21 protein-coding genes are annotated in these 24,530 nt (G+C 71.2%); 14 read left to right on the top strand and 7 right to left on the bottom strand.

Translation table 11 applies throughout. The annotated features are described in order from the left end of the window. Positions 1–24 precede the first annotated feature (24 nt). The 6 genes from WMF12_RS23230 to clpA all read left to right on the top strand — a co-directional run bounded on the left by WMF12_RS23230 (position 25) and on the right by clpA (position 7,179). Positions 25–177 carry a hypothetical protein gene (locus tag WMF12_RS23230; RefSeq protein ID WP_437873684.1) on the top strand — a complete coding sequence of 51 codons (153 nt, stop codon included), beginning with the start codon at positions 25–27 and terminating at the stop codon, positions 175–177. Next, positions 174–956: a DUF899 domain-containing protein gene (locus WMF12_RS23235; RefSeq protein ID WP_437873685.1), complete on the top strand. Its 783-nt coding sequence runs from the start codon at positions 174–176 to the stop codon at positions 954–956. Before WMF12_RS23230 ends, WMF12_RS23235 begins: the two co-directional genes overlap by 4 nt. A 117-nt stretch (positions 957–1,073) precedes the next feature. Continuing rightward, entirely contained in the window at positions 1,074–1,388 is a 315-nt protein-coding gene (locus WMF12_RS23240; protein WP_437873686.1) for a hypothetical protein, read from the top strand. A gap of 305 nt (positions 1,389–1,693) precedes the next feature. Then, positions 1,694–4,270, top strand: coding sequence for a glycogen/starch/alpha-glucan phosphorylase (locus WMF12_RS23245; RefSeq protein ID WP_437873687.1), 2,577 nt, complete (start codon positions 1,694–1,696; stop codon positions 4,268–4,270). A 273-nt stretch (positions 4,271–4,543) separates the two neighbouring features. Next, on the top strand, positions 4,544–4,867 hold the full coding sequence (gene clpS, locus WMF12_RS23250; RefSeq protein ID WP_272093285.1) for an ATP-dependent Clp protease adapter ClpS: 324 nt from the start codon (positions 4,544–4,546) through the stop codon (positions 4,865–4,867). Continuing rightward, on the top strand, positions 4,864–7,179 hold the full coding sequence (gene clpA / locus WMF12_RS23255) for an ATP-dependent Clp protease ATP-binding subunit ClpA (RefSeq protein ID WP_437747818.1): 2,316 nt from the start codon (positions 4,864–4,866) through the stop codon (positions 7,177–7,179). The genes clpS and clpA overlap by 4 nt, the downstream gene beginning before the upstream one ends. Positions 7,180–7,423: 244 nt before the next feature. On the opposite strand, the gene apaG is transcribed toward clpA, so the two are convergent. Further along, positions 7,424–7,807, bottom strand: a complete 384-nt coding sequence (gene apaG, locus WMF12_RS23260) for a Co2+/Mg2+ efflux protein ApaG (RefSeq protein ID WP_044965505.1) — start codon at positions 7,805–7,807, stop codon at positions 7,424–7,426. Positions 7,808–8,008: 201 nt separating this feature from the next. Between apaG and WMF12_RS23265 the strand changes: the two genes are divergently transcribed. Next, on the top strand, positions 8,009–9,061 hold the full coding sequence (locus WMF12_RS23265) for a rhomboid family intramembrane serine protease (RefSeq protein ID WP_437873688.1): 1,053 nt from the start codon (positions 8,009–8,011) through the stop codon (positions 9,059–9,061). A 63-nt stretch (positions 9,062–9,124) separates the two neighbouring features. On the opposite strand, the gene WMF12_RS23270 is transcribed toward WMF12_RS23265, so the two are convergent. After that, positions 9,125–10,336, bottom strand: a complete 1,212-nt coding sequence (locus WMF12_RS23270) for a hypothetical protein (RefSeq protein WP_437873689.1) — start codon at positions 10,334–10,336, stop codon at positions 9,125–9,127. A gap of 159 nt (positions 10,337–10,495) precedes the next feature. Between WMF12_RS23270 and WMF12_RS23275 the strand changes: the two genes are divergently transcribed. After that, complete coding sequence (locus tag WMF12_RS23275; RefSeq protein ID WP_437873690.1) at positions 10,496–11,128, top strand: hypothetical protein; 633 nt, start codon at positions 10,496–10,498, stop codon at positions 11,126–11,128. A 36-nt stretch (positions 11,129–11,164) separates the two neighbouring features. Here WMF12_RS23275 and WMF12_RS23280 read toward each other — a convergent pair whose 3' ends face one another. Further along, on the bottom strand, positions 11,165–12,331 hold the full coding sequence (locus WMF12_RS23280) for a 1-aminocyclopropane-1-carboxylate deaminase/D-cysteine desulfhydrase (protein WP_437747822.1): 1,167 nt from the start codon (positions 12,329–12,331) through the stop codon (positions 11,165–11,167). 14 nt (positions 12,332–12,345) lie between these two features. Continuing rightward, a complete protein-coding gene (locus WMF12_RS23285) occupies positions 12,346–13,332 on the bottom strand; it encodes a ferritin-like domain-containing protein (RefSeq protein ID WP_437873691.1) in 987 nt (328 codons plus the stop codon). Positions 13,333–13,525: 193 nt separating this feature from the next. Here WMF12_RS23285 and serC point away from each other — a divergent pair, with 193 nt between their 5' ends. Both serC and WMF12_RS23295 read left to right on the top strand, forming a co-directional pair. After that, complete coding sequence (gene serC, locus WMF12_RS23290) at positions 13,526–14,611, top strand: 3-phosphoserine/phosphohydroxythreonine transaminase (protein ID WP_437873692.1); 1,086 nt, start codon at positions 13,526–13,528, stop codon at positions 14,609–14,611. A gap of 546 nt (positions 14,612–15,157) precedes the next feature. After that, positions 15,158–15,478: a KGG domain-containing protein gene (locus WMF12_RS23295; protein ID WP_044965509.1), complete on the top strand. Its 321-nt coding sequence runs from the start codon at positions 15,158–15,160 to the stop codon at positions 15,476–15,478. A 242-nt stretch (positions 15,479–15,720) separates the two neighbouring features. On the opposite strand, the gene WMF12_RS23300 is transcribed toward WMF12_RS23295, so the two are convergent. Next, complete coding sequence (locus WMF12_RS23300) at positions 15,721–16,665, bottom strand: fatty acid desaturase family protein (protein ID WP_437873693.1); 945 nt, start codon at positions 16,663–16,665, stop codon at positions 15,721–15,723. A 497-nt stretch (positions 16,666–17,162) separates the two neighbouring features. On the opposite strand from WMF12_RS23300, the gene WMF12_RS23305 reads away from it, so the two are divergent. Next, a complete protein-coding gene (locus tag WMF12_RS23305) occupies positions 17,163–18,215 on the top strand; it encodes an agmatinase family protein (RefSeq protein ID WP_437873694.1) in 1,053 nt (350 codons plus the stop codon). A 215-nt stretch (positions 18,216–18,430) separates the two neighbouring features. Here the strand turns inward: WMF12_RS23305 and WMF12_RS23310 are convergent, their stop codons facing one another. Continuing rightward, positions 18,431–19,723: a M18 family aminopeptidase gene (locus WMF12_RS23310; RefSeq protein ID WP_437873887.1), complete on the bottom strand. Its 1,293-nt coding sequence runs from the start codon at positions 19,721–19,723 to the stop codon at positions 18,431–18,433. 285 nt (positions 19,724–20,008) lie between these two features. Here WMF12_RS23310 and WMF12_RS23315 point away from each other — a divergent pair, with 285 nt between their 5' ends. The 3 genes from WMF12_RS23315 to WMF12_RS23325 all read left to right on the top strand — a co-directional run bounded on the left by WMF12_RS23315 (position 20,009) and on the right by WMF12_RS23325 (position 23,035). Next, positions 20,009–21,145, top strand: a complete 1,137-nt coding sequence (locus WMF12_RS23315; RefSeq protein ID WP_437747827.1) for a quinone-dependent dihydroorotate dehydrogenase — start codon at positions 20,009–20,011, stop codon at positions 21,143–21,145. After that, positions 21,135–22,283: a GNAT family N-acetyltransferase gene (locus WMF12_RS23320; RefSeq protein ID WP_437873695.1), complete on the top strand. Its 1,149-nt coding sequence runs from the start codon at positions 21,135–21,137 to the stop codon at positions 22,281–22,283. The genes WMF12_RS23315 and WMF12_RS23320 overlap by 11 nt, the downstream gene beginning before the upstream one ends. Positions 22,284–22,351: 68 nt before the next feature. Continuing rightward, a complete protein-coding gene (locus WMF12_RS23325; protein ID WP_437873696.1) occupies positions 22,352–23,035 on the top strand; it encodes a hypothetical protein in 684 nt (227 codons plus the stop codon). A 32-nt stretch (positions 23,036–23,067) separates the two neighbouring features. Here the strand turns inward: WMF12_RS23325 and WMF12_RS23330 are convergent, their stop codons facing one another. Continuing rightward, positions 23,068–24,369, bottom strand: a complete 1,302-nt coding sequence (locus WMF12_RS23330) for a sigma 54-interacting transcriptional regulator (protein WP_437747830.1) — start codon at positions 24,367–24,369, stop codon at positions 23,068–23,070. Between the last annotated feature and the right edge of the window lie 161 nt (positions 24,370–24,530).

Below are 24,530 nucleotides of genomic sequence, written 5' to 3' on the forward strand. Positions count from 1 at the left end.
CGCCGCCCACAGGAGGAGATCCCCATGTGCCCTGCGTGCCTCGCGTCCATCGGATGGGTCCTCGCCCAGGCGGCCTCCGCCGGCGCCGTGACGGCGATCGCCGTCAAGAAGCTCCGGAGCCGGAACCATGGCAGGAGCGCCGCGGGCGCCCCCGCGTCGAAGGGAGAGCGCCGATGAGCCTCGCCAAGGTCGTTTCGAGGGAAGAGTGGCTGGCGGCGCGCCTCGCGCTGCTGGAGAGAGAGAAAGAGCACGACCGGCGGCGCGACGCGCTGAGCGCCGCGCGCCGCGAGCTGCCGTGGGTGAGGGTCGACAAGGCCTATGTGTTCGACGCCCCTTCAGGCAAGCTGACGCTGCGCGAGCTCTTCGGCGAGCGCCGGCAGCTCCTCGTCTACCATTTCATGTTCGCGCCGAGCTGGGAGGAGGGCTGCAAGAGCTGCTCGTACGTGGCCGACAACATCCAGGGTGGCCACGTCCACCTGGCCGCCCGCGACACGGCGTATTGCGCCGTCTCCCGCGCGCCGCTCGCCAAGCTCGAGGCGTTCAAGGCGCGAATGGGCTGGACGTTCCCGTGGGTCTCCTCGGACGAGACGGACTTCAACTATGACTATCACGTCTCGTTCCGTGAGGAGGAGCGCGCTCGAGGAGATATGGAGTACAACTTCAAGAAGGCGAGCTCCCCCTTCCCTGAGGCCCCTGGGCTGAGCGTCTTCGCCCGCGACGGCGACGAGGTCTTCCACACCTACTCGACCTACGCGCGCGGGCTCGATGTCCTGATCGGCACCTACAACTACCTGGATCTCACGCCCCTCGGCCGGGACGAGGCCGCGCTCCCTTACACGATGGCGTGGGTCCGCCATCACGACAGGTACCCCACGACGTCAGGCACCTCGCGAAGCGAAGCGGCTGGAGAAGGAGGCTCGTGTGGGTGCGCCGCTCCGGCGCGCGGGCCCGGGTGACCCGGACTCCTCGCGGATTCCGCGCGGATCACGCCCGTGGGCCGCGGTGTGCGGGGCCCGCCCCCCGGTTTGTTGGCCGGTCCGGCTGCCTCGACGGACACTGGCGAGACGGTCGCGATGAAGAAGTGGAGCTTCCTGGCCCTGGGGCGCAGCTACGAGATCACGGATTATGGCCCCAGGTTCGGGATCGAGGTCACACGGGACGGCTACACCGTGTGGACCGGCTACCGTGACGGAGCGCGGCTCGTGACGGACACGAGCACCCTGCCGTCGCGCGAGCTCGTGGCGCTCCGCGAGGAGCTCGTCCTGCGGGCGAGCTCCTGGAGCGCCGCCCCGGGGACGGGCGCGGGCCTGCGCGCGCGCCGGCCGCAGCGCGCGGTCGAGCAGCTCGATCTGCTCGGGTCGCCGCTGCTCGGCGGCTGCCCGCGCTGAGACGACGCGAGCGCGTCCCGGCGTCACTGTCGGAGCGGGTCGACGCACCTGGCCGCCCGCGTCAGCGAGCGTGAGCCCGCCGCCGCTCACGCCGCCGCGCCGCGCCCCGCCAGCCGTCGGCTATCCCGCCGCTCTGCCGCAGCACCGGCTGACAGCGCTCGCCCCGTACCAGGTCGCCGGACTGGATTCCGTTACTACCACAATTTGACCCGGGGATCATCGGCAACCGACGCCCACACGGAACCTCATCCGAGCACGTCGCGCAGCCAACCAGCGCGGGCCAGATCCGTCTAAAGTGCGCCGCCATGGCCAACCCGATCGACGCCGATCCCAACCGTCAGAGAGAAACCCCCGCCCAGAGAGACGGCAACGCCCAGCAGCGCGACACCCCCGCCGCATTTTTCCGCGGCAACCCGGCGCCGGACGCCCGCACCGGCATGCACCCGATCGCGTTGCGCCGCGCCTTCGCCGATCACCTGCACTACTCGCGCGCCCGGGAGTCCATGTCCGCCACGTCGTTCGACCGGTACGTCGCCCTCGCCCTCTCGGCGCGCGACCGCCTCGTCGACCGGTGGACGAAGACGCAGCACACCTACTACGAGCAGGACGTCAAGCGCGGCTACTACCTCTCCGCAGAGTTCCTCCTCGGCCGGGCGCTCGTCGCCAACCTGCAGGCGCTCGACATCTACGACAGCTACAAGACCGTGCTCGGCGAGCTCGGCCTCGACCTCGATGAGCTCGTCGAGCAGGAGCCCGACGCCGGGCTCGGCAACGGCGGCCTCGGGCGGCTCGCCGCCTGCTTCCTCGACTCCATGGCCACGATCGGCCTGCCCACCTACGGGTACGGCATCCGGTACGAGTTCGGCATCTTCGAGCAGGTCATCCGCGACGGCTACCAGGTCGAGCGCGCCGACGAGTGGCTCCGCTTCGGCAACCCCTGGGAGATCGAGCGCCCCGAGCACGCCGTCCCCGTCTCGTTCGGCGGCTACACCGAGCGCGTCCCCGACAAGCGCGGCGGCTTCCGCGTGGTCTGGCGCCATTCCGAGCAGGTCATCGGCGTCCCGTTCGACACGCCCATCGCGGGCTACCAGTCGAACACCGTCAACACCCTCCGCCTCTGGTCGGCCCGCGCGGGCGAGGAGTTCGACTTCGAGCTCTTCAACGCCGGCGACTACGTGCACGCCGTCCACGAGAAGAACCAGTCGGAGGTCATCTCCAAGGTCCTCTACCCGAACGACAACTTCGACAAGGGCAAGGAGCTGCGCCTCCGGCAGGAGTACTTCTTCGTCGCCTGCTCCATCGCCGACATCGTGAACCGCTACAACCGCGTCCACCCGGACTTCTCGCGCTTCGCCGAGAAGAACGCGATCCAGCTGAACGACACCCACCCCGCCATCGCGATCGCCGAGCTGATGCGCGTCCTCATCGACGACCACCTGCTCGCCTGGGAGGACGCGTGGAAGCAGACGGTCGGGGCCTTCGGGTACACGAACCACACCCTGCTGCCCGAGGCGCTCGAGCGCTGGCCCGTCGCGCTCTTCGAGCGGCTCCTGCCGCGGCACCTCGAGATCATCTACGAGATCAACCGGCGGTTTTTGCGCGAGGTCATGGACGCCCACCCGCAGGACCAGGACCGCGTGGCGCGGATGTCCCTCATCGAGGAAGGCCACGAGCGCCACGTGCGCATGGCCCACCTCGCGGTCGTCGGCTCGCACTCGGTGAACGGCGTGGCCAAGCTCCACTCCGAGCTCGTCAAGCGCGACCTGCTCCGCGACTTCTACGACCTCTGGCCCGAGCGGTTCAACAACAAGACGAACGGCGTCACGTTCAGGCGGTGGCTGCTCGCCTGCAACCCCGCGCTCGCCGCGCTCGTCACCGAGAAGGTCGGCCCGAAGTGGGTGACGGAGTTCGAGCGGCTGCGCGAGCTCGAGCGCCACCTCGACGACCCGGAGTTCATCGAGCGGATCGCCGCGGTGAAGCGCGCGAACAAGGTGGCGCTCGCGAAGGTCATCGCGCAGGAGCTCGACATCAACGTCGACCCCTCCTCGATCTTCGACGTCCAGATCAAGCGCCTCCACGAGTACAAGCGCCAGCTGCTCAACGCGCTCCACATCGTCGCGCTCTACCTGCGCCAGAAGCGCGGCGAGCAGATCATGCCGCGGACCTTCATCTTCGGCGCCAAGGCGGCGCCCGGCTACCGGCAGGCGAAGCTCATCATCAAGTTCATCCACGCCGTCGCCTACGTGGTGAACGGCGACCGGCGCCACAGCGGGCTCCGGGTCGCGTTCATGCCGAACTACCGCGTCTCGCTGGCCGAGCGCATCATCCCCGCCGCCGACGTCTCCGAGCAGATCTCGACCGCGGGCATGGAGGCGTCGGGCACCGGGAACATGAAGCTCGCGCTGAACGGCGCGCTCACCGTCGGCACGCTCGACGGCGCGAACATCGAGATCCGCGACGCGGTGGGCCCGGAGAACTTCTTCCTGTTCGGGCTGACCGCCGACGAGGTGATCGCCCGCCGCAGCGAGCACTTCGAGGGGCGCACCGCGGTGGCCGCCGACCCGGAGCTCCGCGAGGTGGTCGAGCTCATCTCGTCGGGCTTCTTCTCCCCGGAGTACCGCGAGCTCTTCCAGCCCCTGCTCGACCGGCTCCTCGGCCGGGACGAGTACATGATGCTCGCCGACTTCAAGGCCTACTCCGCCTGTCAGCGCGAGGTGGAGGCGGCCTACGCCGACCGGCAGAGCTGGCTGCGCAAGTCCGCGCTCAACATCGCGCGCGTGGGCGAGTTCTCCTCGGACCGCACGGTGCGCGAGTACGCGCGCGACATCTGGGGCCTCACGCCCGTCGAGATCGACCTCGGCGCGGCCATGTCGCTCGTCTGACGGCGCCGGCGCGCCCTCCGCCGCGGGCCGCTCGCGCGCCTGCGGCGGGGCGGCGGCGCCCCGCCGGCCGGAGCCAGCCGGACCAAGCCGGCGCCCGCGAACGAACCCAACAGCACCCTCGGCCCGGTTCCATGAGCCGGGCGCCACGGCGGACGGAAAATCCAGGCCCGCGCGTGGCGAAGGGCGCCGCGGCGGAGCATGCTTCCGGGGCATGAGCCAGCTTCGTCGGCCGCTCGCCGGGGCGGGGCTCTTGCTATCCTTCCCGACGGATTTATGCCGAACGATCCTGAGGAAAGAGAAGACAAGCAGGGCGACCTCGCGACCGAGCGCGAACGGAAGGTCGAGAAGGCCCGCCGCTACAAGGTCGTGTTCCACAACGACGACTACACGACGATGGAGTTCGTCGTGCTCGTCCTCATGAAGTTCTTCCACCGCACCGAGACGGAGGCCACGCACATCATGCTGAGCGTGCACCATCGCGGCCACGGGGTCGCCGGCGTGTACACGAAGGATGTCGCCGAGACCAAGGTCGCCCAAGTCCAGGACTTCGCCAAGGAGCACGCGATGCCCCTTCGGTTGACCGCCGAGCCGGAATGACCATGCGCATCAGCCCCGAAGTTGAGATCGCCTTTTCGCTCGCCACCCGGGAGGCCTCGCGCCGCCGGCACGAGTTCGTGACCATCGAGCACCTGCTCTACGCGCTGCTCTTCGACGAGGAGACGGCCGAGGTCCTCCGGCACGCGGGGGGCGACACCCCGCTGCTCAAGAAGAAGCTCGAGCGCTTCCTCGACGAGGAGATCGAGGTGTTGCCGGAGGACGCGGACACGAGCCCGACGCTCTCGCTCGGGTTCCAGCGCGTGGTCGGCCGCGCCGCGATGCACGTGCAGTCCTCGGGCAAGAAGGAGCTCAAGGGGGCGAACGTGCTGGTGGCGATGTTCGCCGAGCGCGACTGCCCGGCGGTGACGCTCCTCGGCGAGCAGGGCATCAGCCGCTTCGACGTCGTGAACTACATCTCGCACGGCATCTCGAAGACGGGCCAGGACGACGGCCTCCGGGAGGAGCCGCCGGAGGAGGGCGGCGAACCCGGCGCCGCGCAGCCGGTCAAGGATCCGCTCGCGGCGTTCACGACGAACCTCAACAAGGAGGCGGCCGAGGGCCGCATCGATCCGCTGGTCGGCCGTGAGAACGAGGTCGCCCGCACGATCCAGGTGCTCGCGCGGCGGCGCAAGAACAACCCCCTGCTCATCGGCGACGCCGGGGTCGGCAAGACGGCGATCGTGGAGGGGCTCGCGCAGCGGATCGAGAAGAAGGACGTGCCCGCGCCGCTCAAGGACGCGACCGTCTACGCGCTCGACATGGGCGCGCTCCTCGCCGGCACGAAGTACCGCGGCGACTTCGAGAACCGCCTCAAGGCGGTGCTGCGCGCGCTCGAGAAGCAGCCGGGCTCGGTCCTCTTCATCGACGAGATCCACACGATCATCGGCGCCGGCGCCGCGAGCGGCGGGACGATGGACGCGTCGAACCTGCTCAAGCCCGCGCTGGCCTCGGGCCGCCTGCGCTGCATCGGCGCGACGACGTTCCAGGAGTACCGCGGCCACCTCGAGCGCGACAGCGCGCTCGCGCGGCGGTTCCAGCGCATCGAGGTGTCGGAGCCCTCGGTCGACGAGACGGCGCAGATCCTGAAGGGCCTGCAGAAGCGCTACGAGGAGTTCCACAAGATCACGTACACGGCCGAGGCGATCGAGGCCGCGGCCAAGCTGTCGGCGCGGTACCTGCAAGATCGAAGGCTGCCCGACAAGGCGATCGATCTGCTCGACGAGGCGGGCGCGGCGGCGCGCCTCCGCCACGGCGACGGGTACACGGTCGAGGCGGCGGACATCGAGCTCGTCGTCGCGAAGATGGCGCAGATTCCGCCGCGCCAGGTGTCGACGTCGGACAAGGCGCAGCTCAAGGATCTCGAGCAGTCGCTGCGCTCGGTGATCTTCGGCCAGGACGAGGCGGTGAAGCAGCTCGCGTCGGCGATCAAGCTGTCGCGCGCGGGGCTGCGCGCGCCGGAGAAGCCGATCGGCTCGTTCCTGTTCTCGGGCCCGACCGGCGTCGGCAAGACCGAGCTCGCGAAGCAGCTCGCCAGGGCGCTCGGCATCGGGTTCCTGCGGTTCGACATGAGCGAGTACCAGGAGCGCCACACCGTCTCCCGGCTCATCGGCGCGCCGCCCGGCTACGTCGGCTTCGACCGCGGCGGCCTGCTCACGGAGGCGGCGGCGAAGACGCCGCACGCGGTGCTGCTGCTCGACGAGATCGAGAAGGCGCACCCGGACGTGTTCCAGGTCCTGCTCCAGGTGATGGACCACGGCACGCTGACCGACAACAACGGCAAGAAGAGCGACTTCCGCCACATGGTGCTGATCATGACGAGCAACGTGGGCGCGCGGGAGCTAGCGCAGGCGCGCGTCGGCTTCGGCGAGCGAGGGACGGCGGGCGACGACGACAAGGCCTACAAGAACACGTTCAGCCCGGAGTTCAGGAACCGGCTGGACGCGCGCATCATGTTCCGGGCGCTGGATCCGTCGGTGATGGGCAGCATCGTGGACAAGTTCGTCGGCGAGCTCGCGGCGATGCTGGCGGATCGATCGGTGACGGTCGAGGTGACAGACCGGGCGCGGGCGGAGCTCGCGACGCGAGGGTACGATCCGGCGAACGGGGCGCGGCCGCTCGGGCGCGTCATCGAGAACGACATCAAGCGGCGGCTCGGGGACGAGCTGCTCTTCGGGGCCCTCGAGAACGGGGGGAACGTCGCCGTCGATTTCGAAGGCGGGGAGTTCACGTTCAAGTTCTCGGCGGCGAACGGGGGGGGGCCGGAGAAGGCGAAGGCGAACGGGGCGGCGGTCGAGCCGGAGGCCGTCGGCTAGGACGGCAGCGACGGAGCCAGCGGGGAGGGGGGTGCCCGTGCGCGCGGGCGGCGGGGGCCCCTCCCACGAACTCGCGCCTTTTGGGAGGCGATTGCCGTGGGTGCGGGAGAGGCGGGTCGGGAGCGATAGGCTGCGATGCGGGCCGGCGCTCGGGTTCGTGGGGCCCTACCCCGCCGCCCGCGCGCACGGGCACCCCCTCCCCGCTGGCTCTTCCAAGGGGGGTTGGGGGGTAACGGGGGCGGCGTCAGTTCAGGGAGTGCGGCATCGCCAGGGTGAACGACGCGATCTCGGCGTCGAAGACGCGGCCGTCAGGGCGGTGCATCTGGTAGGTGCCGCGCATCGTGCCGCGCGGGGTCTCGAGCACACAACCGCTCGTGTACTCGAAGTGCTCGCCAGGCTTGAGCGAGGGCTGCTGGCCGACGACGCCAGGGCCGCGCACCTCCTCCACCTTCCCGCTGCCGTGCGTGATGATCCAGTGCCGCGTCCTCAGCTGGGCGGGCTCGGTGCCTTCGTTCGCGATCCGCACGGTGTAAGCAAAGACGTAGCGGTGCTCCGTCGGGGATGACTGCGTGGGGACGTAGACCGTCGAGACGGTGACCCGGATGCCCTGCGTGATGGCCGTCGACACAACCACGCACTGCCACCGCTGCGGCGCGCGCACAAGGGCCCGGCCGCGCAGCGCGCGCACAGAGCCGGCAACCGGCAAGGAGCGCCGCGGCTCGGCGTGACGACGAGACGGTCAGGCTCCCGGAGACCCGGCGTTGACAGCTTCCGGGCTCATCCGCACGTTTCGATGAACCTTGGGTCGACGAACCGTGGAGGACCCGCCGTGGGCGAACAGAACCGTGTCTGTGTTCGAGATGCAGTTGGCGAGCCGTTCGTCCCGATCGCGATCCTGCCGCCGGCGCGCGGCGAGAGGGCGGCGATGATCCAGAACGGCGATCCCACCTCCGGAGAGGCGGAAAATCACGGCCTCGGGCTCACGGCCATCGGCCCCGTCATGCCGGAGCGCAAGATCCGCGAGTGGGCCCTCGTCCTCCAGTCGAGCGAGCTTTGGCACGCCGTGCGGTACACGCCGGCGGGCTGGGTGCTCCTCGTGCGCGACGAGGACTACGCCCTCGCCGCGGGCTCGATCGATCGGTACGAAGCGGAGAACCGCAACTGGCCCCCGCTCCGCCCGCGCGAGCGGCTGCGGCACCCTCCGTCCATGGTCGCGGGCGTCGCGTTCGCCGCGCTCGCCCTCTTCTTCTTCCTCGTCACCGGGCCCGCGAGCGGCGGCGGACGCTGGTTCCAGCGCGGCGCGTCCGTCGCCGACCTCGTCGTGGGACCGGAGCCGTGGCGCGCCATCACCGCGCTCACGCTGCACGCCGACTCGGCCCACGTGCTCGGCAACGTCATCTCCGGGACGGTCTTCGCGTCCGCCGTGCAGCGCCGCCTCGGGCCGGGCGGCGCCGCGCTCGCCGTGGTCGCCTCGGGCGCGATCGGGAACTTCGCGAACGCGCTCTGGCACCAGAGCATGGGCCAGCACCACGCCTCGATCGGCGCCTCCACCGCGGTGTTCGGCGCGATCGGGCTGCTCGCCGCCACGCAGCTGATGCTCGACCGCGCGCACGACAAGGAGAGCGGCGAGAAGCGCCACCTCCTCCACCTCGTCGCGCCGCTCGTGGGAGGCCTCGCCCTCCTCGGCGCCCTCGGCGCGAGCCCACGCTCCGATCTCGGCGCGCACGCCTTCGGGCTGCTCAGCGGCGCCGCGATCGGGGTCGTCGCCGGCCTCTCGCTGCGCAACCGGCCCGCGCCGCGGCGCCCCGTCGTCCAGGTCGCGCTGGGCGCGACCGCGGCGGCGCTCGTCCTCGGCGCGTGGCAGATCGCGCTCATCGCCTGAGCGCACGACCGCGGCGGCGCTCGTCCCCGGCGCGTGGCGCGCGCTCATCACCTGCGCGCGACCTCAGTCGACAGGCCAGATCCCCACGGTGCCGCCGACCCAGGTCAGGTCGCGGTTCTGATCGACGCCGAGCATCCTCCCGCGCGAGAGCCGCACCAGGTTGAGGACGAGCGAGAGCTCGGGCTCGTCCGGCGCGCGCAGGAACATCATCCGCACCTCGGCCTTCACCCCGTTCCCGTCGGGCATCGCGAGCGCCGGCTCGTACGCGACCTTCTCCTGGAGCAGCCAGCCCGAGCGCTCCCCCGCCGGGATCGCGGCGATGTCCTCGGGCGTGACATCCACCTTCACCCCGGAGCCCGCGAAGGAGAACAGCGGCTTGAGCACGTAGCGCTCGAGATCCAGCGGCGCGCCCTCGAGCGCGCTCAGCGTCCGCGCCCGCGGGAGCGCGGGGTGATCGATGTAGGGCAGCGTGTACTTCGACCAGGTCCAGTACCAGTTCGGGTGCGAGCACCACGTGACGTCGAGCGGATCGCCGTACCGGAACGGGAGCTCGACCCGCTTCGACTCGAGCTCGTCGAACACGACGCGGTTGTACAGCCGGCGGACCTGGACGAGCCGCCCGCCGACGCGGCGGAACAGCCGGTCCCCCTCCCGGACGAGCGCCGTCGGACAGACGGCGTCGACACCGACGAGCAGCTTCGTCGCCACGAAGTCGGGGTACGTCTTCTGTTTCTCCGGCGCGAGGTCGAGCAGGACCACCGACTCTTCGGGCTCTCCCGCGAGGATCGCGCGGCGAAGCTGCGCGAGGACGTCCGCGGTGCTCCGGCCCCCGAAGCAGCACGACCAGCGCCGGTCGAGGCCCGGCATCCCGGCGAGCACCTCGGCCATGACCTCGACCTGGACGAGCATGAGCGCGTAGAGCGACGGGAACGCCTGCAGCTCGACCACCTTGCCCGTGAGCCCGCCGTCCGGGCCGCGCACGATCGCGAAGTCGACCTGCACGCAGTTGGGGAGCGGATCCATGCCCGGGACGTCGAGGTGCGCAGGGATGGCGCGCTTCATCTGCGCGATGAGCGCGGGGCTCGAGATCTGTCGCACGATCTCCGTCGCGGAGCGCTCGAGGTCGTCGCGCAGCCTGTGGGGCAGGAACAGCGGCGTCTCGGCGACGCGGAACGGGATCGCGCACCCGAGCCGCCGCTCGAGCCGGCCGAGGTAGTCCGCGTAGGTCGACGGCCCGAAGGCAGCGTTGAACGCGCGCCGGAAGGTGGGGTCCATGTATTTGTATTTTGGTGGTATCACGGCAATGCGCGCGGCTGAACGACCCGCCGGGCGCCTCCGGCAAGAGCGCGCCGGGAGCTCGCCGCGGTCCGATCCGGCTTGAGGCCGCGGGCACGGCGACTACAGTCGCCGCGAACCCCGCCGAGGCCTCCCACGATGATCAAGCTCCGCTCCGCCATGGTTTTGCCGCTCGTCGCCGCGCTCGCCGCGGCGTGCTCGAAGACCCCCGAGCCGACAGCCACATCCGCGCCCGAGGCGCCGGCGACCAGCAAGCCCGCCGCGCCTGCCGAGGCGACGCCCGCTCCGAAGCCGGCGCCGGCCAGCGGCCAGCAGGCGGGCGGCGGCGATCTCGCGTGGGACGCCCCGGCGAGCTTCGAGAGCGCGCCGAACCCCAACACGATGCGCAAGGCCACGTACAAGATCAAGCGCGCCGCCGGTGACACCGAGGACGCCGAGCTCAGCGTGAGCCAGGCGGGCGGCAGCGTGGACGCGAACATCACGCGCTGGGCCGGCCAGTTCTCCCAGAAGAGCGACGATTCCCCCAAGCGCACCGACCTCAAGGCCGGCGATCTCAAGGTCACCATCGTCGAGGTGAAGGGGACGTTCGCCGGCTCCGGGATGCCCGGCATGCCTGCCTCGGATCCGAAGCCGAACCATGCCCTCCTCGGCGCGATCGCCGAGACGCCGTCCGGCGGGCTCTGGTTCTTCAAGATGACCGGCCCCGAGAAGACGGTCACCGGGGCGCGCGCCGACTTCGACAAGCTCGTGAACAGCCTGCGCCTGAAGTGACGCCACGGCGCGGCGCGTCGACCACGCGCCGCGCCCTCAGTACGCGATCTCCCCGTCGAAGAACCGCGCGAACGCCGGCGGGAGCGCCGCCGCTCCGCCCTCCGCGAGCGGCGGTCGCGCGCTCGAGAGCGTCTGCCAGAGGAGGATCGTCTCCCGCGGGCGCTCCTGCGCGATCCCGCGCAGCGCGGCGAGCGCCTTCGCGCTGTACGTGACCTCCCCCGGCACGCCGATCAGCCGCTCCACCTCGGGGATCGCGGCGATGGACGCGGGGGTCGGCATGCCGTACCCGGGGCCGATCGCGCGGTGATCGATCTCGAAGCGGACCGGCGGGAGCCGACGCCGGGTGAAGCGCGGCGCGCGCCGGGCGAGCAGGCGCTTCATGCTGCCGATCTCGTACCGGACGACGGCGCGGTTCGACGCGATGCGCTCGGTGATGCGAACACCGACGATCGTGGTCGGCCAGCCGAGCACCGCGGCGCCCAGCGTGAGCCCCGCCAGCGTGCCGCCCGTCCCCGAGGGGACGACGATGCGATCGGGCCGGGGGACCTCGCCGCGCTGGACCTGCTCCGCGAGCTCGAGCATCGCGTCGACGTAGCCGAGACACGGGAGGGCGGACGAGGCGCCTGGCAGGATGAAATACGGCCGGTCGGCCCGGCGCAGCGCCCGGATCGCCCGGACCGCGGTGGTCGCGTAGCCGCCGCCGTGGACGAGCTCGGCGCCGCTGGCCGCGTCGGCGAGGAGCGCGCCGCGGCCGAACCGGGTGATCGGCTGATCGAACAGGACCGCGGTGACGGCGAAGCCAAGCGCGCGGCCGAAGAGGGCCGTGGCGGTGACCTGCGTCGACGCCAGCCCGCCGACGGTGACGAGCGTCCTCGCGCCGCGCCGCTCCGCGTCGGCGAGCAGGAACTCGAAGCGACGCACCTTGTTGCCGCCGTAGAGCGGCGAGATCAGATCGTCGCGCTTCACCCAGACGCCGCCGCGCCCGAGGTACCCCTCGATCGCGGCGCACGGGACGACCGGCGTCGGCGCGTGTGCGAGGGGGCGCCACGGGACCTGCCCCGAGAGCTCGGGCAGCTCGGCGAAGAGCGGCAGCTCCCGCGACGCGGGCAACGCGGGCGAGAGGGCAGGGCGCGCCCCGGGAGGCCCCGCCGCGCCGGTCGCCCCGGCGCGGGTGGCTCGCTCCTCGTCCTCGCCGTCAGCCACGCTCCACCTCGCGTTCAGGCGCGCGCCGCCGCGCCGTGCCCCGCCTGCCTGCCGCCCGGGCCCGCCTGCTCACCGGCGCCGCCGGGGTCGTCTTCCGTGCCAACTTCCGCGCCAGCTTCCGCGCCAGCGCCGAGGCGGCCGCCGCGCGCGACCAGGGGATCGCTCAGGTAGGTGTCCGTCAGCCGCTTCGGCCCCGCGAGGCCGAGCAGCCGGAGCGGGAAGAGCAGCACCGAGAGCACCCACGACGCGAGGCCGAGCGCGAGCTTGCCCCCGTACGCCTCCGCCACCAGCGCGAGCTTGCGGCCGGACGACATCGACGAGATCGGCGCCTCGGTCAGGCCGATCCGCATGAGCCGGAGCTCCGCGATCCGCACCGTGTGGCGCACCAGATCGGGCAGGCGCTTGAGCGCCGGGTGGTCCATCGGCAGGCGCTTCTTCATGAACGCCTCGAGCCGCGACACGCCCCAGAGCGACACCAGCGCGAGGCCGAGCAGCCGCCTCCGGAGCGCCGGCCTGCCCGCGATGGCCTTCCTCGTCTGCTGCTCGCCGAACTCGACGTGCCGCTCTTCCTGCCGCACGCCGCGCTTCAGGATGGCGACGATCTCCGGCTCATCCACGGTCTCGATCATCGCGTAGAAGGCCTGGAGTACGAGCCCCTCGCCGAGGGCCATCTCGAGGGCGACGTGCTCGGCCCAGTCCCCGCCCATCAGCCCGGTCGCGAGGAAGCGCACGCTCCAGGCGGCCTTGTCCGGCGGCGCGCCCAGGATCTCGAGGATGCGGAGGAAGTTGCCGACGTGCTGGAACTCCTCGACGGCCTGGCGCGCGAGGAAGCGCGCGGACTCCAGGTCGGGGGCGTTGTAGAGCCAGTGCCCAATCTGGACGCCGGTGATCTCCCCGTAGAGGAACTGCTGCACGGCCCAGACGATCACGTCCTTGTCCTTGACGGGATCGAGCCTGGCGCCCTGGAAATCGAACGCCATCTCTTCGCGGGTCACCAGCATCACTCGCCCTCCGGTGCGGTGAATTTAGCCCAGATCGCGGCCGCGGGCAGGTCCGAGGCGAAGGGCCCGGCGCGGCGCGATCCGCCGCGGCGGCGCTCCTGCTCGGCCCGTCCGGCGGAGGCGGCGCCCCCCGTGGTATACGGCCGACACGGCGGCATCAGGAACCGCCGACTTGAACCTCAGGAGAAGCACCATGGCGCGTGTCCACAACTTCAACGCCGGCCCTGCCGGGCTCCCCCTCCCCGCCCTCGAGCGCGCGCAGCGCGAGCTCCTCGATTTCGAGGGGACGGGCATGTCGATCATGGAGCACAGCCACCGCGGCAAGGCGTTCGAGGCGGTGCACAACGAGGCGATCTCGCTGCTCCGGCAGCTGCTCGGCCTGTCGGACGACTACCACGTGCTGTTCATGCAGGGCGGCGCGGCCATGCAGTTCGCGGTCGTGCCGATGAACCTCCTGCCGCCCGGCAGGAGCGCCGACTACATCCTGACCGGCGGCTGGTCGGAGAAGGCCCTGGAGGAGGCGAAGCGCGTCGGGACGGTGCACGTGGCCGGGAGCACCGCCGTCGACAAGCGGTACACCCGCATCCCCCACCAGGGAGAGCTCTCCCTCGATCCGAACGCCGCCTACGTCCACATGACGACGAACAACACGCTGTTCGGCACGCAGTGGCACTGGCTGCCCGATACGGGCGACGTGCCGCTCGTCGCGGATATGTCGTCCGACATCCTGTGGCGGAAGATGGATATCTCCAGGTTTGCCCTGGTTTACGCCGGTGCCCAGAAGAACATCGGACCGAGCGGGATCACGGTCGTGCTCGCCCGCAAGGATCTCGTTGACAGCGCGCGAAAAGACATTCCCGTCATTTTCCGTTATGCCACTTACGCTGCCAACAACTCGCTCTACAACACACCTCCGACATTCGCAATCTACCTCATGCGCAACGTGCTCGCGTATACGCTTGAGATCGGTGGGCTCGAGGAGGTCGAGCGACGGAATCGCAAGAAGGGTGAGCTGCTGTACGAAACCATCGACGCGCACCCGGACGTCTTCCGGGCGCCGGTCGAGAAGGAGAGCCGCTCGTTCATGAACGTGGTGTTCCGGCTGGCCAGCGAGGAGATGGAAAAACGCTTCGTCGCCGAGGCCGCAAAGGAGGGTATGGTGGGGCTCGCCGGACACAGGTCGACCGGGGGTATCCGGGTTTCGATCTACAACGCAGTACCCGTTGCATCGGTAGAGCGCCTCACGGCGTTCATGCGGGATTTCGCCAAGAGGGCTTGACTCGCGGCGGGAGCACGACGTTCTCGGTATTTCCAGGTTCGCGGCTGTTTCCAAAACACGCTCGGTGAGCCTCCCCCTAATTCGTCGCGTCCCAACCTTCAGCCCGCTTGACGTTGTTCCGCCCGGCACAACAGGCCTTCGCGGAAAGGGTCTGTCGGCCTTTCCGCAGCTGGGAGGGAGGCGGTGAACGCCGCTCCCCGACCAGCACTGGAAGGGGACGGCGAAGGCCGCTCCCCGACCAGCACCGGGAGGGGACGGCGAAGGCCGCTCCCCGACCAGCACCGGAAGAGAGCGGCCATCGCCGGTCTCGACCGGCCCGGGAGGGGACGGGGGGAACGCCGTCCTTTACCGGCTCGCAGGCCCCGTTCGGAGACCTGAATCGAGCGAGCCAACCGTAAGGAGAGGATGATGGCGAGCATGGATGATCGTATGATTTCCAGGAGTGAGGAGGGCCAGGAGGAGAGAGGGGCCTCGCCGAGCGAACCCCCGCCTTCGTCAGCGTCGCAGCGGGCTGCCAACGAGCGGCAGCAGCGTGGCTTCGCCGCCATGGACGAGGACCGTCAGCGCAAGATCGCCAGCAAGGGCGGGAAGGCAGCCCACGAGAAGGGCACGGCGCACGAGTTCACGCGCGACGAGGCGCGCGCCGCCGGCAAGAAGGGCGGCGAGGTCGTCAGCCAGAACCGCAAGCACATGGCCGAGATCGGTCGCCGTGGCGGCGAGCGCGTGAGCCAGGACCGGGCCCACATGGCCGAGATCGGCCGCAAAGGCGGCGAGGCCGTGAGCGGCGATCGCCAGCACATGGCCGAGATCGGCCGTCGCGGCGGCGAGTCGCGGGGAGACCAGCCGCGGGAGAATCAGCCGCGCTGACCGGGGGACGCGCAGGGCCCGGCGCCGGGGGCGCCGGGCCAGCCCCCTACCCCCTCGCGACGGCCACGACCCTGGCCTCCCAGTCGTCACCGCGAGGTGCCTCTCGGGAGGTCTCCAGGCGCCACAGGACCGCGCGCGCCGCGCCGGCGTGGCCCCCCCCCCCGCACATCTCGGCCAAGCGCCCGGCGCGCCGCCCCAGGAGGGCGGCGCCGAGCCTCCAGCGCGGGGCAGGAGCCGGCGGGTCAGCCGGGCGCGATCGCGCCCAGCGAGACGTCGCTGGGCGTCTCCTTCGGGCCAGGGATCCATTCCTCGTCGGGCTCCTCCGGCGGAAGCACGACCGGGGCGCCGTCGTAGCGCAGGCGCTTGCCAGGCCAGACGAAGCTGCGGAAGAGGTAGGCGAGGAGCGACGGCTGGTCGAGGCCCGGGTGGATGAAGGGCGCCACGCGCCTCGCGTGCGCCGCCGGCAGGAGGCTCCAGTGGAGGCCGGGCTCCATGTGATGGATGGAGTGGAAGCCGTTGTTGTACGTCCACCAGTTGACCAGCCGGCCGACGAAGTTGCGCGAGTGGTTGTACTCGCTGTTCTCGTCGCAGCCGTCGTGCTGGAGGTAGTTCATGGTCACGATCCCCCACGCGGCGTACTGGTGGGGGATCAGGACGTAGAGGAGGAACTTCTGCCAGTCGAGCGCGAGCAGGGCCCCCATCGCGCCGAGGAACACCGCCGACTCGAGGAGCATCTGACGGAACCACGGCGGGTTCCGCCGGTACATCGCCTTGAAGTAGCGCATGTCGGCGGGTAGGATGTCCCGGACCACGCGGCTCATGAAAAAGAGGCCGTTCAGCAGGTTCCACCGATAGCGCACCTTCGTCGTCCGCATCACGTCACGCCGGGACTGCGTGTACTTGTGATGGCTGAGGTTGTGGCCCGGGACGTAGGCGCTGACGGGATGCCCGTAGGTGAGCGTGAGCGCGACCTGGAACGCGCGGTTCATCCATCGCCGCCGGAACACGGGGCAATGGACCGCGTTGTGGGTCGCGACCGCTCCGAGGAACGAGAACACGCACGTCGTGGCGAGGAGCGGAATCGCGAGCCATAGCGCGCGCGGCGCGTAGACCCATTGCACCGCCACGAGCACGAAATACGTCGCGACGAAGAGGAGTGTCTTGATATCGGCGCGGTACCGGAGCATGGCTGTTCTTCGCGTCTACTACCAGGACCACGCGCCGAACCGACCGGCAGCGCCGAGCAGCGCTGACCGGCCCGGACGGGCGCAGCGGCCCATCTTCTCGGCGCTCTTCCTAGCGCATTTCGTCGCAGCTGGAAGCCCGAAGTTGCATTCCGACGAGCGCTCCGCGCCATCCCCACCCGACATCCGTGTTTCACGCCGATGTCTCACGCTCGGTGCGATCGTCTCTACGCACCTCGCGCCGGTGTGCAGGCGTGGGAGCCGCTGCGCCGGTGTGCCGGTGAGGAAGCCGCTGCGCCGGTGTGCCGGTGAGGAAGCCGCTGCGCCGGTGTGCCGGTGAGGAAGCCGCTGCGCCGGTGTGCCGGTGAGGAAGCCGCTGCGCCGGTGCTCGGCGGCGCGTGCGGCGGCGCACTCCGGCGCGCTCCGGCGCGCTCCGGCGTGCGCTGGGCCGGAGGCGGCTCGCGCTTGACGACCTGGTCGCGAACCGCCAACGTGGCCCCGTGAGCTCATCCCCTCTCGGCTTCGATCCGAACGGTCCCGCCATCGGAAACGGGATTTACGGGCTGCCACACACTGCCGAGGACGCCCGGGTGGTCCTCGTCCCGGTGCCGTGGGAGCCGACGGTGTCCTACCGCCGCGGCGCCGCCAAGGGCCCGGGGGCGATCCTGCGGGCCAGCCGGCAGGTCGACCTCTTCGACCTGCACACGGGCAGACCGTACGAGCAGGGCATCGCGATGCTCGACGTCGATCCGGACATCGTGCGCTGGAACGCGGAGGCGTGCGCCGCCGCCGAGCCGGTGATCGCGGCGCACGGGGAGGTCGCTGGCGACCGGGACCTGGAGGCGCGCCTCGCGGCGGTCAACGCGCTCTCCCGCCGGCTGAACGAGCGCGTCACGGAGATCGCCATGCGATGGATGGAGCGAGGCAAGCTCGTCGGCGTCATCGGCGGCGATCACTCCTCCCCCTACGGCGCGATCGCGGCGCACGCCGCGCGTTACCCGGGAATGGGGATCCTGCACATCGACGCGCATGCCGATCTCCGCAACGCGTACGAGGGATTCACCGACTCCCACGCTTCGATCATGCACAACGTCGCGACGAACCACCCGAAGATCCCGCGGATCGTCCAGGTCGGGCTGCGTGACATGAGCGAAGACGAGCTCCGGTTCATCCGCGAGTCGAACGGGCGCATCGTCGCCCACATCGACGCCTCGATCGCCGATCGGCTCTTCGAGGGGGAGCCGTTCCACCTGATCGCCGACTCGATCGTGGAGGATCTCCCCGACGACGTCTATGTGAGCTTCGATATCGACGGCCTCGATCCGACGCTGTGTCCGAGCACCGGCACGCCTGTCCCCGGCGGGCTGACGTTCCAGCAAGCCGTCGCCCTGATCGGCCGCATCCAGAAGAGCGGCCGGCGCATCGTCGGCTTCGACCTGAACGAGGTCGCGCCCAAGGACGACAGCGACGACTGGGACGGCAACGTCGGCGCCCGCCTCCTCTACAAGCTCATCGGCTTCACCCTCCTCTCCCACGACACCCGCAGCCGTTAACGAAGCGAGCGCGTCGCCCCCCGCAGAAGGCGGCCCCATCCCGCCCTCTTCCGCGCGCACGCGCGCACTCTCCCCCCAACGAGGCGATCGCGGCGGGCACCCGCACAGGAGACGGGCCCAGATCGGCGTTTTCGGCGCGGAAGCGTACTCTCGTACGCTGAGCACCGAAAACGCCGAGGTGGGCCCGTATCCGCCGCGGGTGCCCGCCTCAAGCCTCACGAAAGCGCGCGGCGGTAGGTCTCGAGCGCGAGGTGGACGTCTAGGGTGCCGGCCATCTCGCGGCAGGAGTGCATGCTGAGCATCGGCGCGCCGACGTCGACCGTGGCGATGCCGAGCGAGGCCGCCGTGATCGGGCCGATCGTGCTGCCGCAGGGGAGATCGCTGCGCACGACGAAGCGCTGGGGGGCGTAGCCCACGTCGTGACAGAGCGCCTCGAGCGCGGCGGCCGTCGCGCCGTCGGTCGCATAGGACTGGTTCACGTTCGACTTGATCACGAGCCCGCGGTTGATCTGCGGGGCGTGGCGCGGCTCGTGCTGATCGGCATAGTTCGGGTGCACCGCGTGGGCCATGTCCGCCGAGACGAGCAGCGACCCGGCCATCGCGCGGGCGAACGCCTGCGGCTCGCGCCCCGGGTAGACGTCGACGATCCGCGCGAGCACGTCGCGGAGCACGCTCCCCGCCGCCCCCACGGCGCTCCGGCTGCCGCACTCCTCGTGGTCGTAGAGCGCGATGACCCGCGTCGCCGCGGAAGGAGCGGCGCCGATCAGCGCGGCCGTCGCGGCGTGACAGCTCGCGAGGTTGTCCAGGCGGGACGCGAAGATGAACTCGTCGGAGAGGCCGCCGAGCGACGCCTTGAGCGTGTCGTACAGGCAGAGATCGAAGCCGAGGATGGCGTCGCGCGGCGCGTCGACCGCGCGCGCGAGCAGGGCGTTGAGATCGGCCTCCTTGCCCAGGCCGATCACGGGGACGAGGTGCTTCTGCGCGTTCAGCACGAGCCCCTCGGAGTTGACCCCGCGGTTCAGGTGGATCGCGAGGTTCGGGACGCGGGCGACCGGGCGGCCCAGGTCGACGAGGAGGCGCTCGATCCGCCCGTCCCTGCGCACGTGGACGCGGCCGGCCACGCTGAGATCGCGGTCGAGCCAGGTCGAGTACAGGACGCCGCCGTAGACCTCGACCCCGAGCTGCTGGTAGCCGCTCCGCGAGAGCTCGGCGCTCGGCTTCACCCGGAAGTTCGGCGAGTCGGTGTGCGCGCCGATGACGCGAAAGCCGCCGAGCGCCGGGTGCTCGGCCCCGACCACGAACGCGACGATCGTCGACCCGCCCCGGATGACGAAGCGGCGATCGCCCGGAGCGACCGCCCACGCGTCGCGCTCCCCGAGCTCCGAGAAGCCGGCCGCCACGAGCCGCGAGGCGACCTCGCGCACGGCGTGGTACGGCGTCGGCGAGCGATCGATGAACGCGCAGAGGTCGCGGGCGGCCGCGACGCCGCGCTCGCGCAGCGCCGCCATCTCGTCCGCGCTCCTCGCGAAGCGCTCGCCAAGGTCGGTCAGTGGCCTGGGATCGCCTGTGCGATCGAGGATCTCGGGGGGCGTCATGGAGGGCGCGGAGTCTAGCAGAGCCGCCGAGCCTCGCCCGGCGCGCGCCTCCGTGCGTGCGAACGCGCCTCCGCGCGCTCGCCGATGCCGAGATGGCGGCCCACGCGGCCGGTGCGCCATGGTATCCGCCACCACCGCGCGGCTCGCAGGACCTCCTCCGACGCCGCGCGCCGCAACCCGCAACGGAGACGCGCCCCGATGTACCGCCTCGTCCGACCGCTCCTCTTCGCGCTGCCGCCCAGCCTCGCGCACGAGCTCGGCATGCTCGCGCTCGCCCCGCTCGAGCACGCAGCGCCGCTGCGCGCCCTCGTGCACGCCCGCCTCGCGCCCCGGGATGGGCGCATCGCCGTGCGCACCATGGGGCTCGACTTCCCTTCCCCGCTCGGCGTGGCGGGCGGCTTCGACAAGGACGCCCGCCGGGCCCGCGCGCTCGCCGCCCTCGGGTTCGGCTTCGTCGAGCTCGGCACCGTCACGGCGCAGCCCCAGGCCGCGAACCCGTCGCCGAACCTCTTCCGGCTGCCGGCCGACCGGGCGCTCATCAACCGGCTCGGGTTCCCGAACCAGGGCGCGGCCCGCGTCACGGAGCGCCTGCTCGGCCGCGGCGGCGCGGCGGCCGTGGGCGTGCCGGTGGGCATCTCGATCGGCAAGTCCAGGGTCGCGCCGCTCGATCCCATCGAGCCGGCGATCGACGACTACCTCGCGAGCTTCCGGGAGGCGCGGCGCGCGGCCGACTTCGTCGTGATCAACGTGTCGTCGCCGAACACGAAGGACCTCCGCGCGATGCAGGGCCCGGCGATCGCGCGGGCGCTGCTCTCCGCGATCGCGCGGGAGAACCGCGCCGCCGGGGCGCCGCTGCCGCTGCTCATCAAGGTCGCCCCGGACCTCGGCGACGAGGAGCTCGAGGCGCTGCTCGCCGTGGTCGAGGAGGTCGGCCTCGCCGGCGTCATCGCGACCAACACGACCGTGCGGCGCGACGGGCTCGCGACGAGCCCGGCGGCCGTCGAGGCGATGGGCGCGGGCGGGCTGAGCGGCCCGCCCCTCCGGCAGCGCTCGCTCGCGATGGTGCGGCGCATCCGCGCGCGCCTCGGGAGCGGCGTCACGGTGATCGGCGCCGGAGGCATCGAGTCGGCGGAGCACGCGATGGACCAGCTCCAGGCGGGCGCCGACCTCGTGCAGATCTATACCGGCTTCATCTACGGCGGCCCCCTCCTCCCCGCCGCGATCGCGCGCGGGCTGTCGGACCTCGTGGCCCGCTCCGGCGCGCGGTCGATCCAGGACCTCGTGAGCCGGCCAGGCGGCGCGACGCGCGCTGCTATGATCGGCCATGGAGCTTGAAGCGCACGTCCACGACACCATCCGCGACATCCCGGAGAGCGAGTGGAACGCGCTGCACGGGGTGAGCGAGGCGCCGTTCCTCACCTGGGCGTGGTTCGACGCGCTCGAGCGGACGGGGTGCGTGGGCGAGGCGGCGGGCTGGCTGCCCCACCACATCACGCTCCGGGCCGAGGGGGCGCTGCTCGCCGCGGCGCCCGCCTACCTCAAGGACAACAGCGAGGGAGAGTTCGTCTTCGACCACGGCTGGGCCTCTGCGTCCCACCAGATCGGCGCGCCGTATTACCCGAAGCTCGTCGTCGCGGTGCCGTTCACCCCCGCGACGACGCCGCGGCTGCTCGTGCGCCGGCCGGAGGACCGCCCGGCGCTGCTGCCCGTCCTCGCCGAGACGCTCCGCAAGCTGGTCGCGCGGAGCCGCATCTCGAGCGCCCACGTCCTGTTCCCGACCGAGGACGAGGCCGCCGCCCTCTCCGACGCCGCCATGGCGCACCGCTGCGGCGTCCAGTTCCAGTTCGAGAACGAGGGGTATCGGACGCTCGACGACTTCCTCGCGCGCTTCAACGCGAAGCGGCGGCACCAGATCCGGCGCGAGATGCGCGAGTCCACGAGGCAGGGGCTGTCGATCGATACGCTGCGCGGCGCGGAGATCACGCCGGAGATCGTCGATGCCATGTTCGGCTTCTACGTCTCCACCGTGGAGAAGTTCGCCTGGGGCCGGCAGTACCTGAACCGCGCCTTCTTCGAGGAGATCGCGGCCCGGCTGCGCGGCGGCGGGGCCCAGGGAGGCGTCGAGATCGTCCTGGCGCGGGAAGGCAAACGCCCCATCGCGGGCGCGCTCAACCTCGCCGGGCCCACGACGCTCTACGGCCGTTACTGGGGCGCGTCGGAGGAGCGCCCGTTCCTGCATTTCAACGTCTGCTATTATCACCCGGTCGAGGATTGCATCGCCCGGGGACTGCGCCGCTTCGAGCCGGGCGCAGGAGGGTCGCACAAGCTCGTTCGCGGCTTCGCACCGAGCGTCACCCACAGCGCGCACCACATCGCGCATCCACGCCTGGACGCCGCGGTGCGCGAGTTCCTCGTGCGCGAGCGCGCGGCCGTCCGCGCGAAGACGGCGGACAGGAGCGTGGCATTCCGCTGAGCGCCTTCCTGGTGCAGCGCGACATGCGGTGTTGACGTGACGCGCGCTGGAGAGGGATGCTGCCAGACATGCGCGCCTTTCTTGCACTCCTCGCCTCCTCCATCGTCTTCGGGCTCGCCGCGAGCGGCGGCTGCTCGAGCAATGAAGCGACCGACACGACCTCGACGGCGACGGCGGCCACGGTCGCCGGCGCCGGCGGCTCGCTCGGCTTCGGCTGCTTCGGCGGCAGCCCGGATGGGCGGTGTACGATCCTCGCCCAGGTCCCCGAGAGCTGCAGCTGCCCCGACTGCTCCGACACGGCGAGCTGCCTCGGCCGCTGCAACGACGACGGCGCCTGCGACATGCGGCCAGACGCCCCCGACGGCGAGGATTGCACCTGCCAGGACTGCGCGGGCACCGTCGCGGCCTGCAGCCCGAGGCGCGGGTGCAACGACAACGAGGGGTGCAACGCCAACGAGGATTGCACCTGCCCCGACTGCACGAGCACCCCGCGGTGCACGGATCACTGCACGGACAACGGCTCGTGCGCGGAGTACTTCGAGGGGTGCTCCTGCGCGGATTGCAGCGGCGTGGAGCGCTGCGGCGGGGACCCGGCCACGACCACGGCCGCGGCCACGACGAGCAGCGGCGCGGGCGGCGACCCGACCGGCGGCGGCGGCGCGGGCGGCGACCCGACCGGCAGCGGCGGCGCGGGCGGCGACCCGACCGGCAGCGGCGGCGCGGGCGGCAGCGGCGGCGCAGGCGGCGCCTAGGACACGCTCCGCGCCCTCGCCGCTCCGCGCCCTCACTGCTTCGCGGTGAGCCCGTGCTTCCTCAAGAACATCCGCACGTGGTGGCGCTCCATGCCCGCGCGGCGCGCCATCTCGCTGACGTTGCCGCTCGTCGCGCGGATCAGCTCGCTGAAGTAACGCTGCTCGAACGCCGCGACGGCGCTCCGCTTCGCCTCGCCGAACGCCGACGTCGGCACGACCACGTCGCCGCCGCCCTCCAGCGGCAGGATCGAGGCGATCGCCTCGGCGCCGGGCGGCAGGCTGGCGGCCACGCTGGTGACGTTCATGAGCTCGCGGACGTTGCCGGGGAAATCGTGCTGGCCGAGCGTCGTGGTGATGAGATTGACCATCTCCACGGCGCGCTCGGGGCACCCCAGGCGCTCGCAGACGCGCTCGACGAGCAGCGGGATGTCCTCCCGCCGCTCGCGGAGCGGCGGCAGCTCGATGCGCATCTGGGCGATCCGGAAGAAGAGATCGCTCCGGAAGCGCCCGGTGTTCATGCTGCGGCCGAGGTCGCGGCGCGTCGCCGCGATGATCCGCACGTCGACGGGCTCGTAGATCCGCGACCCGACGCGCTTCACCTTCTGCTCGGTGAGCGCGCGCAGCAGCTTCGGCTGGAGATCGGGCGGCAGCTCGCCCAGCTCGTCGAGGAAGATCGTCCCGCCGTTCGCCTCGTGAAACGCGCCGCTCCTCCGCTCGTTCGCCCCGGGGAAGGCGCCGCGCTCGTGCCCGAAGAGGAAGCTCTCGGCGAGCGCGCCCGGCAGCGAGGCGCAGTCGACGACGACGAACGGGCCGCCGCGCCGGCTCGAGACGTCATGGATGGCCTGCGCTGCGAGCTCCTTGCCCGTGCCCGTCTCCCCGGTGATCAGCAGCGAGAGCTCCGTCGAGGCCACCTCGCGCAGCAGGCGGAACAGGTGGCGCATCCGCGGCGAGGCGCCGATCAGCGGGCCGAAGCTCTCGTCGAAGCCGACGTCGACGCGCTCCTTGTCGAGCGGCTCGAAGCTCAGCACCGAGCCGCCGACCTGGATGGCGCACGCGGCCGTCAAGATCGCCTCGCGGATGCGGACCGTCGACACGAACGTCCCATTCTTGCTGCCGAGATCGCGGACGAGCACGCCCGGCCCCTCCGCGCGAAGATCGCAATGCGTCGAGCTGACCTCCGGATCGTCGACCACCACACCGCAGCTCGGATCGCGCCCCACCACGATCGGCGCGATGCCGATCTTGACGGGATCCCGGCCCGCCGATCGCAGCGTGCCGCCGCGAACAAACCACTGAACCGCGCGAGCGCGGGTCGCATCCCTCGTCGAGCTCATATCCAACGGTTATTCGATTTCCCTGGTCTTGACCACATCCACGCACGCCCCGCGCGCCCACGGGTGGGAAGCGCCCACCTGGGCGCACCGGGTACGTGGCTTCCGGAGGAGCCGCAGCCTCTCGTCGAAAAACTTCACAATTACTAGAGGAATCGACGCAC

It is taken from the genome of Sorangium sp. So ce363, assembly GCF_051520435.1.
Classification (GTDB): domain Bacteria; phylum Myxococcota_A; class Polyangia; order Polyangiales; family Polyangiaceae; genus Sorangium; species Sorangium cellulosum_B.

Bases quoted from the DNA above. Each gene is read 5' to 3' on its own strand.
- WMF12_RS23245 (WP_437873687.1), top strand. From the start codon at position 1,694: ATGGCCAACCCGATCGACGCCGATCCCAACCGTCAGAGAGAAACCCCC.
- WMF12_RS23270 (WP_437873689.1), bottom strand. From the start codon at position 10,336: ATGGACCCCACCTTCCGGCGCGCGTTCAACGCTGCCTTCGGGCCGTCG.
- clpA (WP_437747818.1), top strand. From the start codon at position 4,864: ATGACCATGCGCATCAGCCCCGAAGTTGAGATCGCCTTTTCGCTCGCC.
- WMF12_RS23300 (WP_437873693.1), bottom strand. From the start codon at position 16,665: ATGCTCCGGTACCGCGCCGATATCAAGACACTCCTCTTCGTCGCGACG.
- WMF12_RS23275 (WP_437873690.1), top strand. From the start codon at position 10,496: ATGATCAAGCTCCGCTCCGCCATGGTTTTGCCGCTCGTCGCCGCGCTC.
- WMF12_RS23330 (WP_437747830.1), bottom strand. From the start codon at position 24,369: ATGAGCTCGACGAGGGATGCGACCCGCGCTCGCGCGGTTCAGTGGTTT.
- serC (WP_437873692.1), top strand. From the start codon at position 13,526: ATGGCGCGTGTCCACAACTTCAACGCCGGCCCTGCCGGGCTCCCCCTC.
- WMF12_RS23235 (WP_437873685.1), top strand. From the start codon at position 174: ATGAGCCTCGCCAAGGTCGTTTCGAGGGAAGAGTGGCTGGCGGCGCGC.
- WMF12_RS23240 (WP_437873686.1), top strand. From the start codon at position 1,074: ATGAAGAAGTGGAGCTTCCTGGCCCTGGGGCGCAGCTACGAGATCACG.
- WMF12_RS23315 (WP_437747827.1), top strand. From the start codon at position 20,009: ATGTACCGCCTCGTCCGACCGCTCCTCTTCGCGCTGCCGCCCAGCCTC.
- WMF12_RS23325 (WP_437873696.1), top strand. From the start codon at position 22,352: ATGCGCGCCTTTCTTGCACTCCTCGCCTCCTCCATCGTCTTCGGGCTC.
- WMF12_RS23285 (WP_437873691.1), bottom strand. From the start codon at position 13,332: ATGCTGGTGACCCGCGAAGAGATGGCGTTCGATTTCCAGGGCGCCAGG.
- WMF12_RS23310 (WP_437873887.1), bottom strand. From the start codon at position 19,723: ATGGCGGCGCTGCGCGAGCGCGGCGTCGCGGCCGCCCGCGACCTCTGC.
- WMF12_RS23295 (WP_044965509.1), top strand. From the start codon at position 15,158: ATGGACGAGGACCGTCAGCGCAAGATCGCCAGCAAGGGCGGGAAGGCA.
- WMF12_RS23320 (WP_437873695.1), top strand. From the start codon at position 21,135: ATGGAGCTTGAAGCGCACGTCCACGACACCATCCGCGACATCCCGGAG.
- clpS (WP_272093285.1), top strand. From the start codon at position 4,544: ATGCCGAACGATCCTGAGGAAAGAGAAGACAAGCAGGGCGACCTCGCG.
- WMF12_RS23230 (WP_437873684.1), top strand. From the start codon at position 25: ATGTGCCCTGCGTGCCTCGCGTCCATCGGATGGGTCCTCGCCCAGGCG.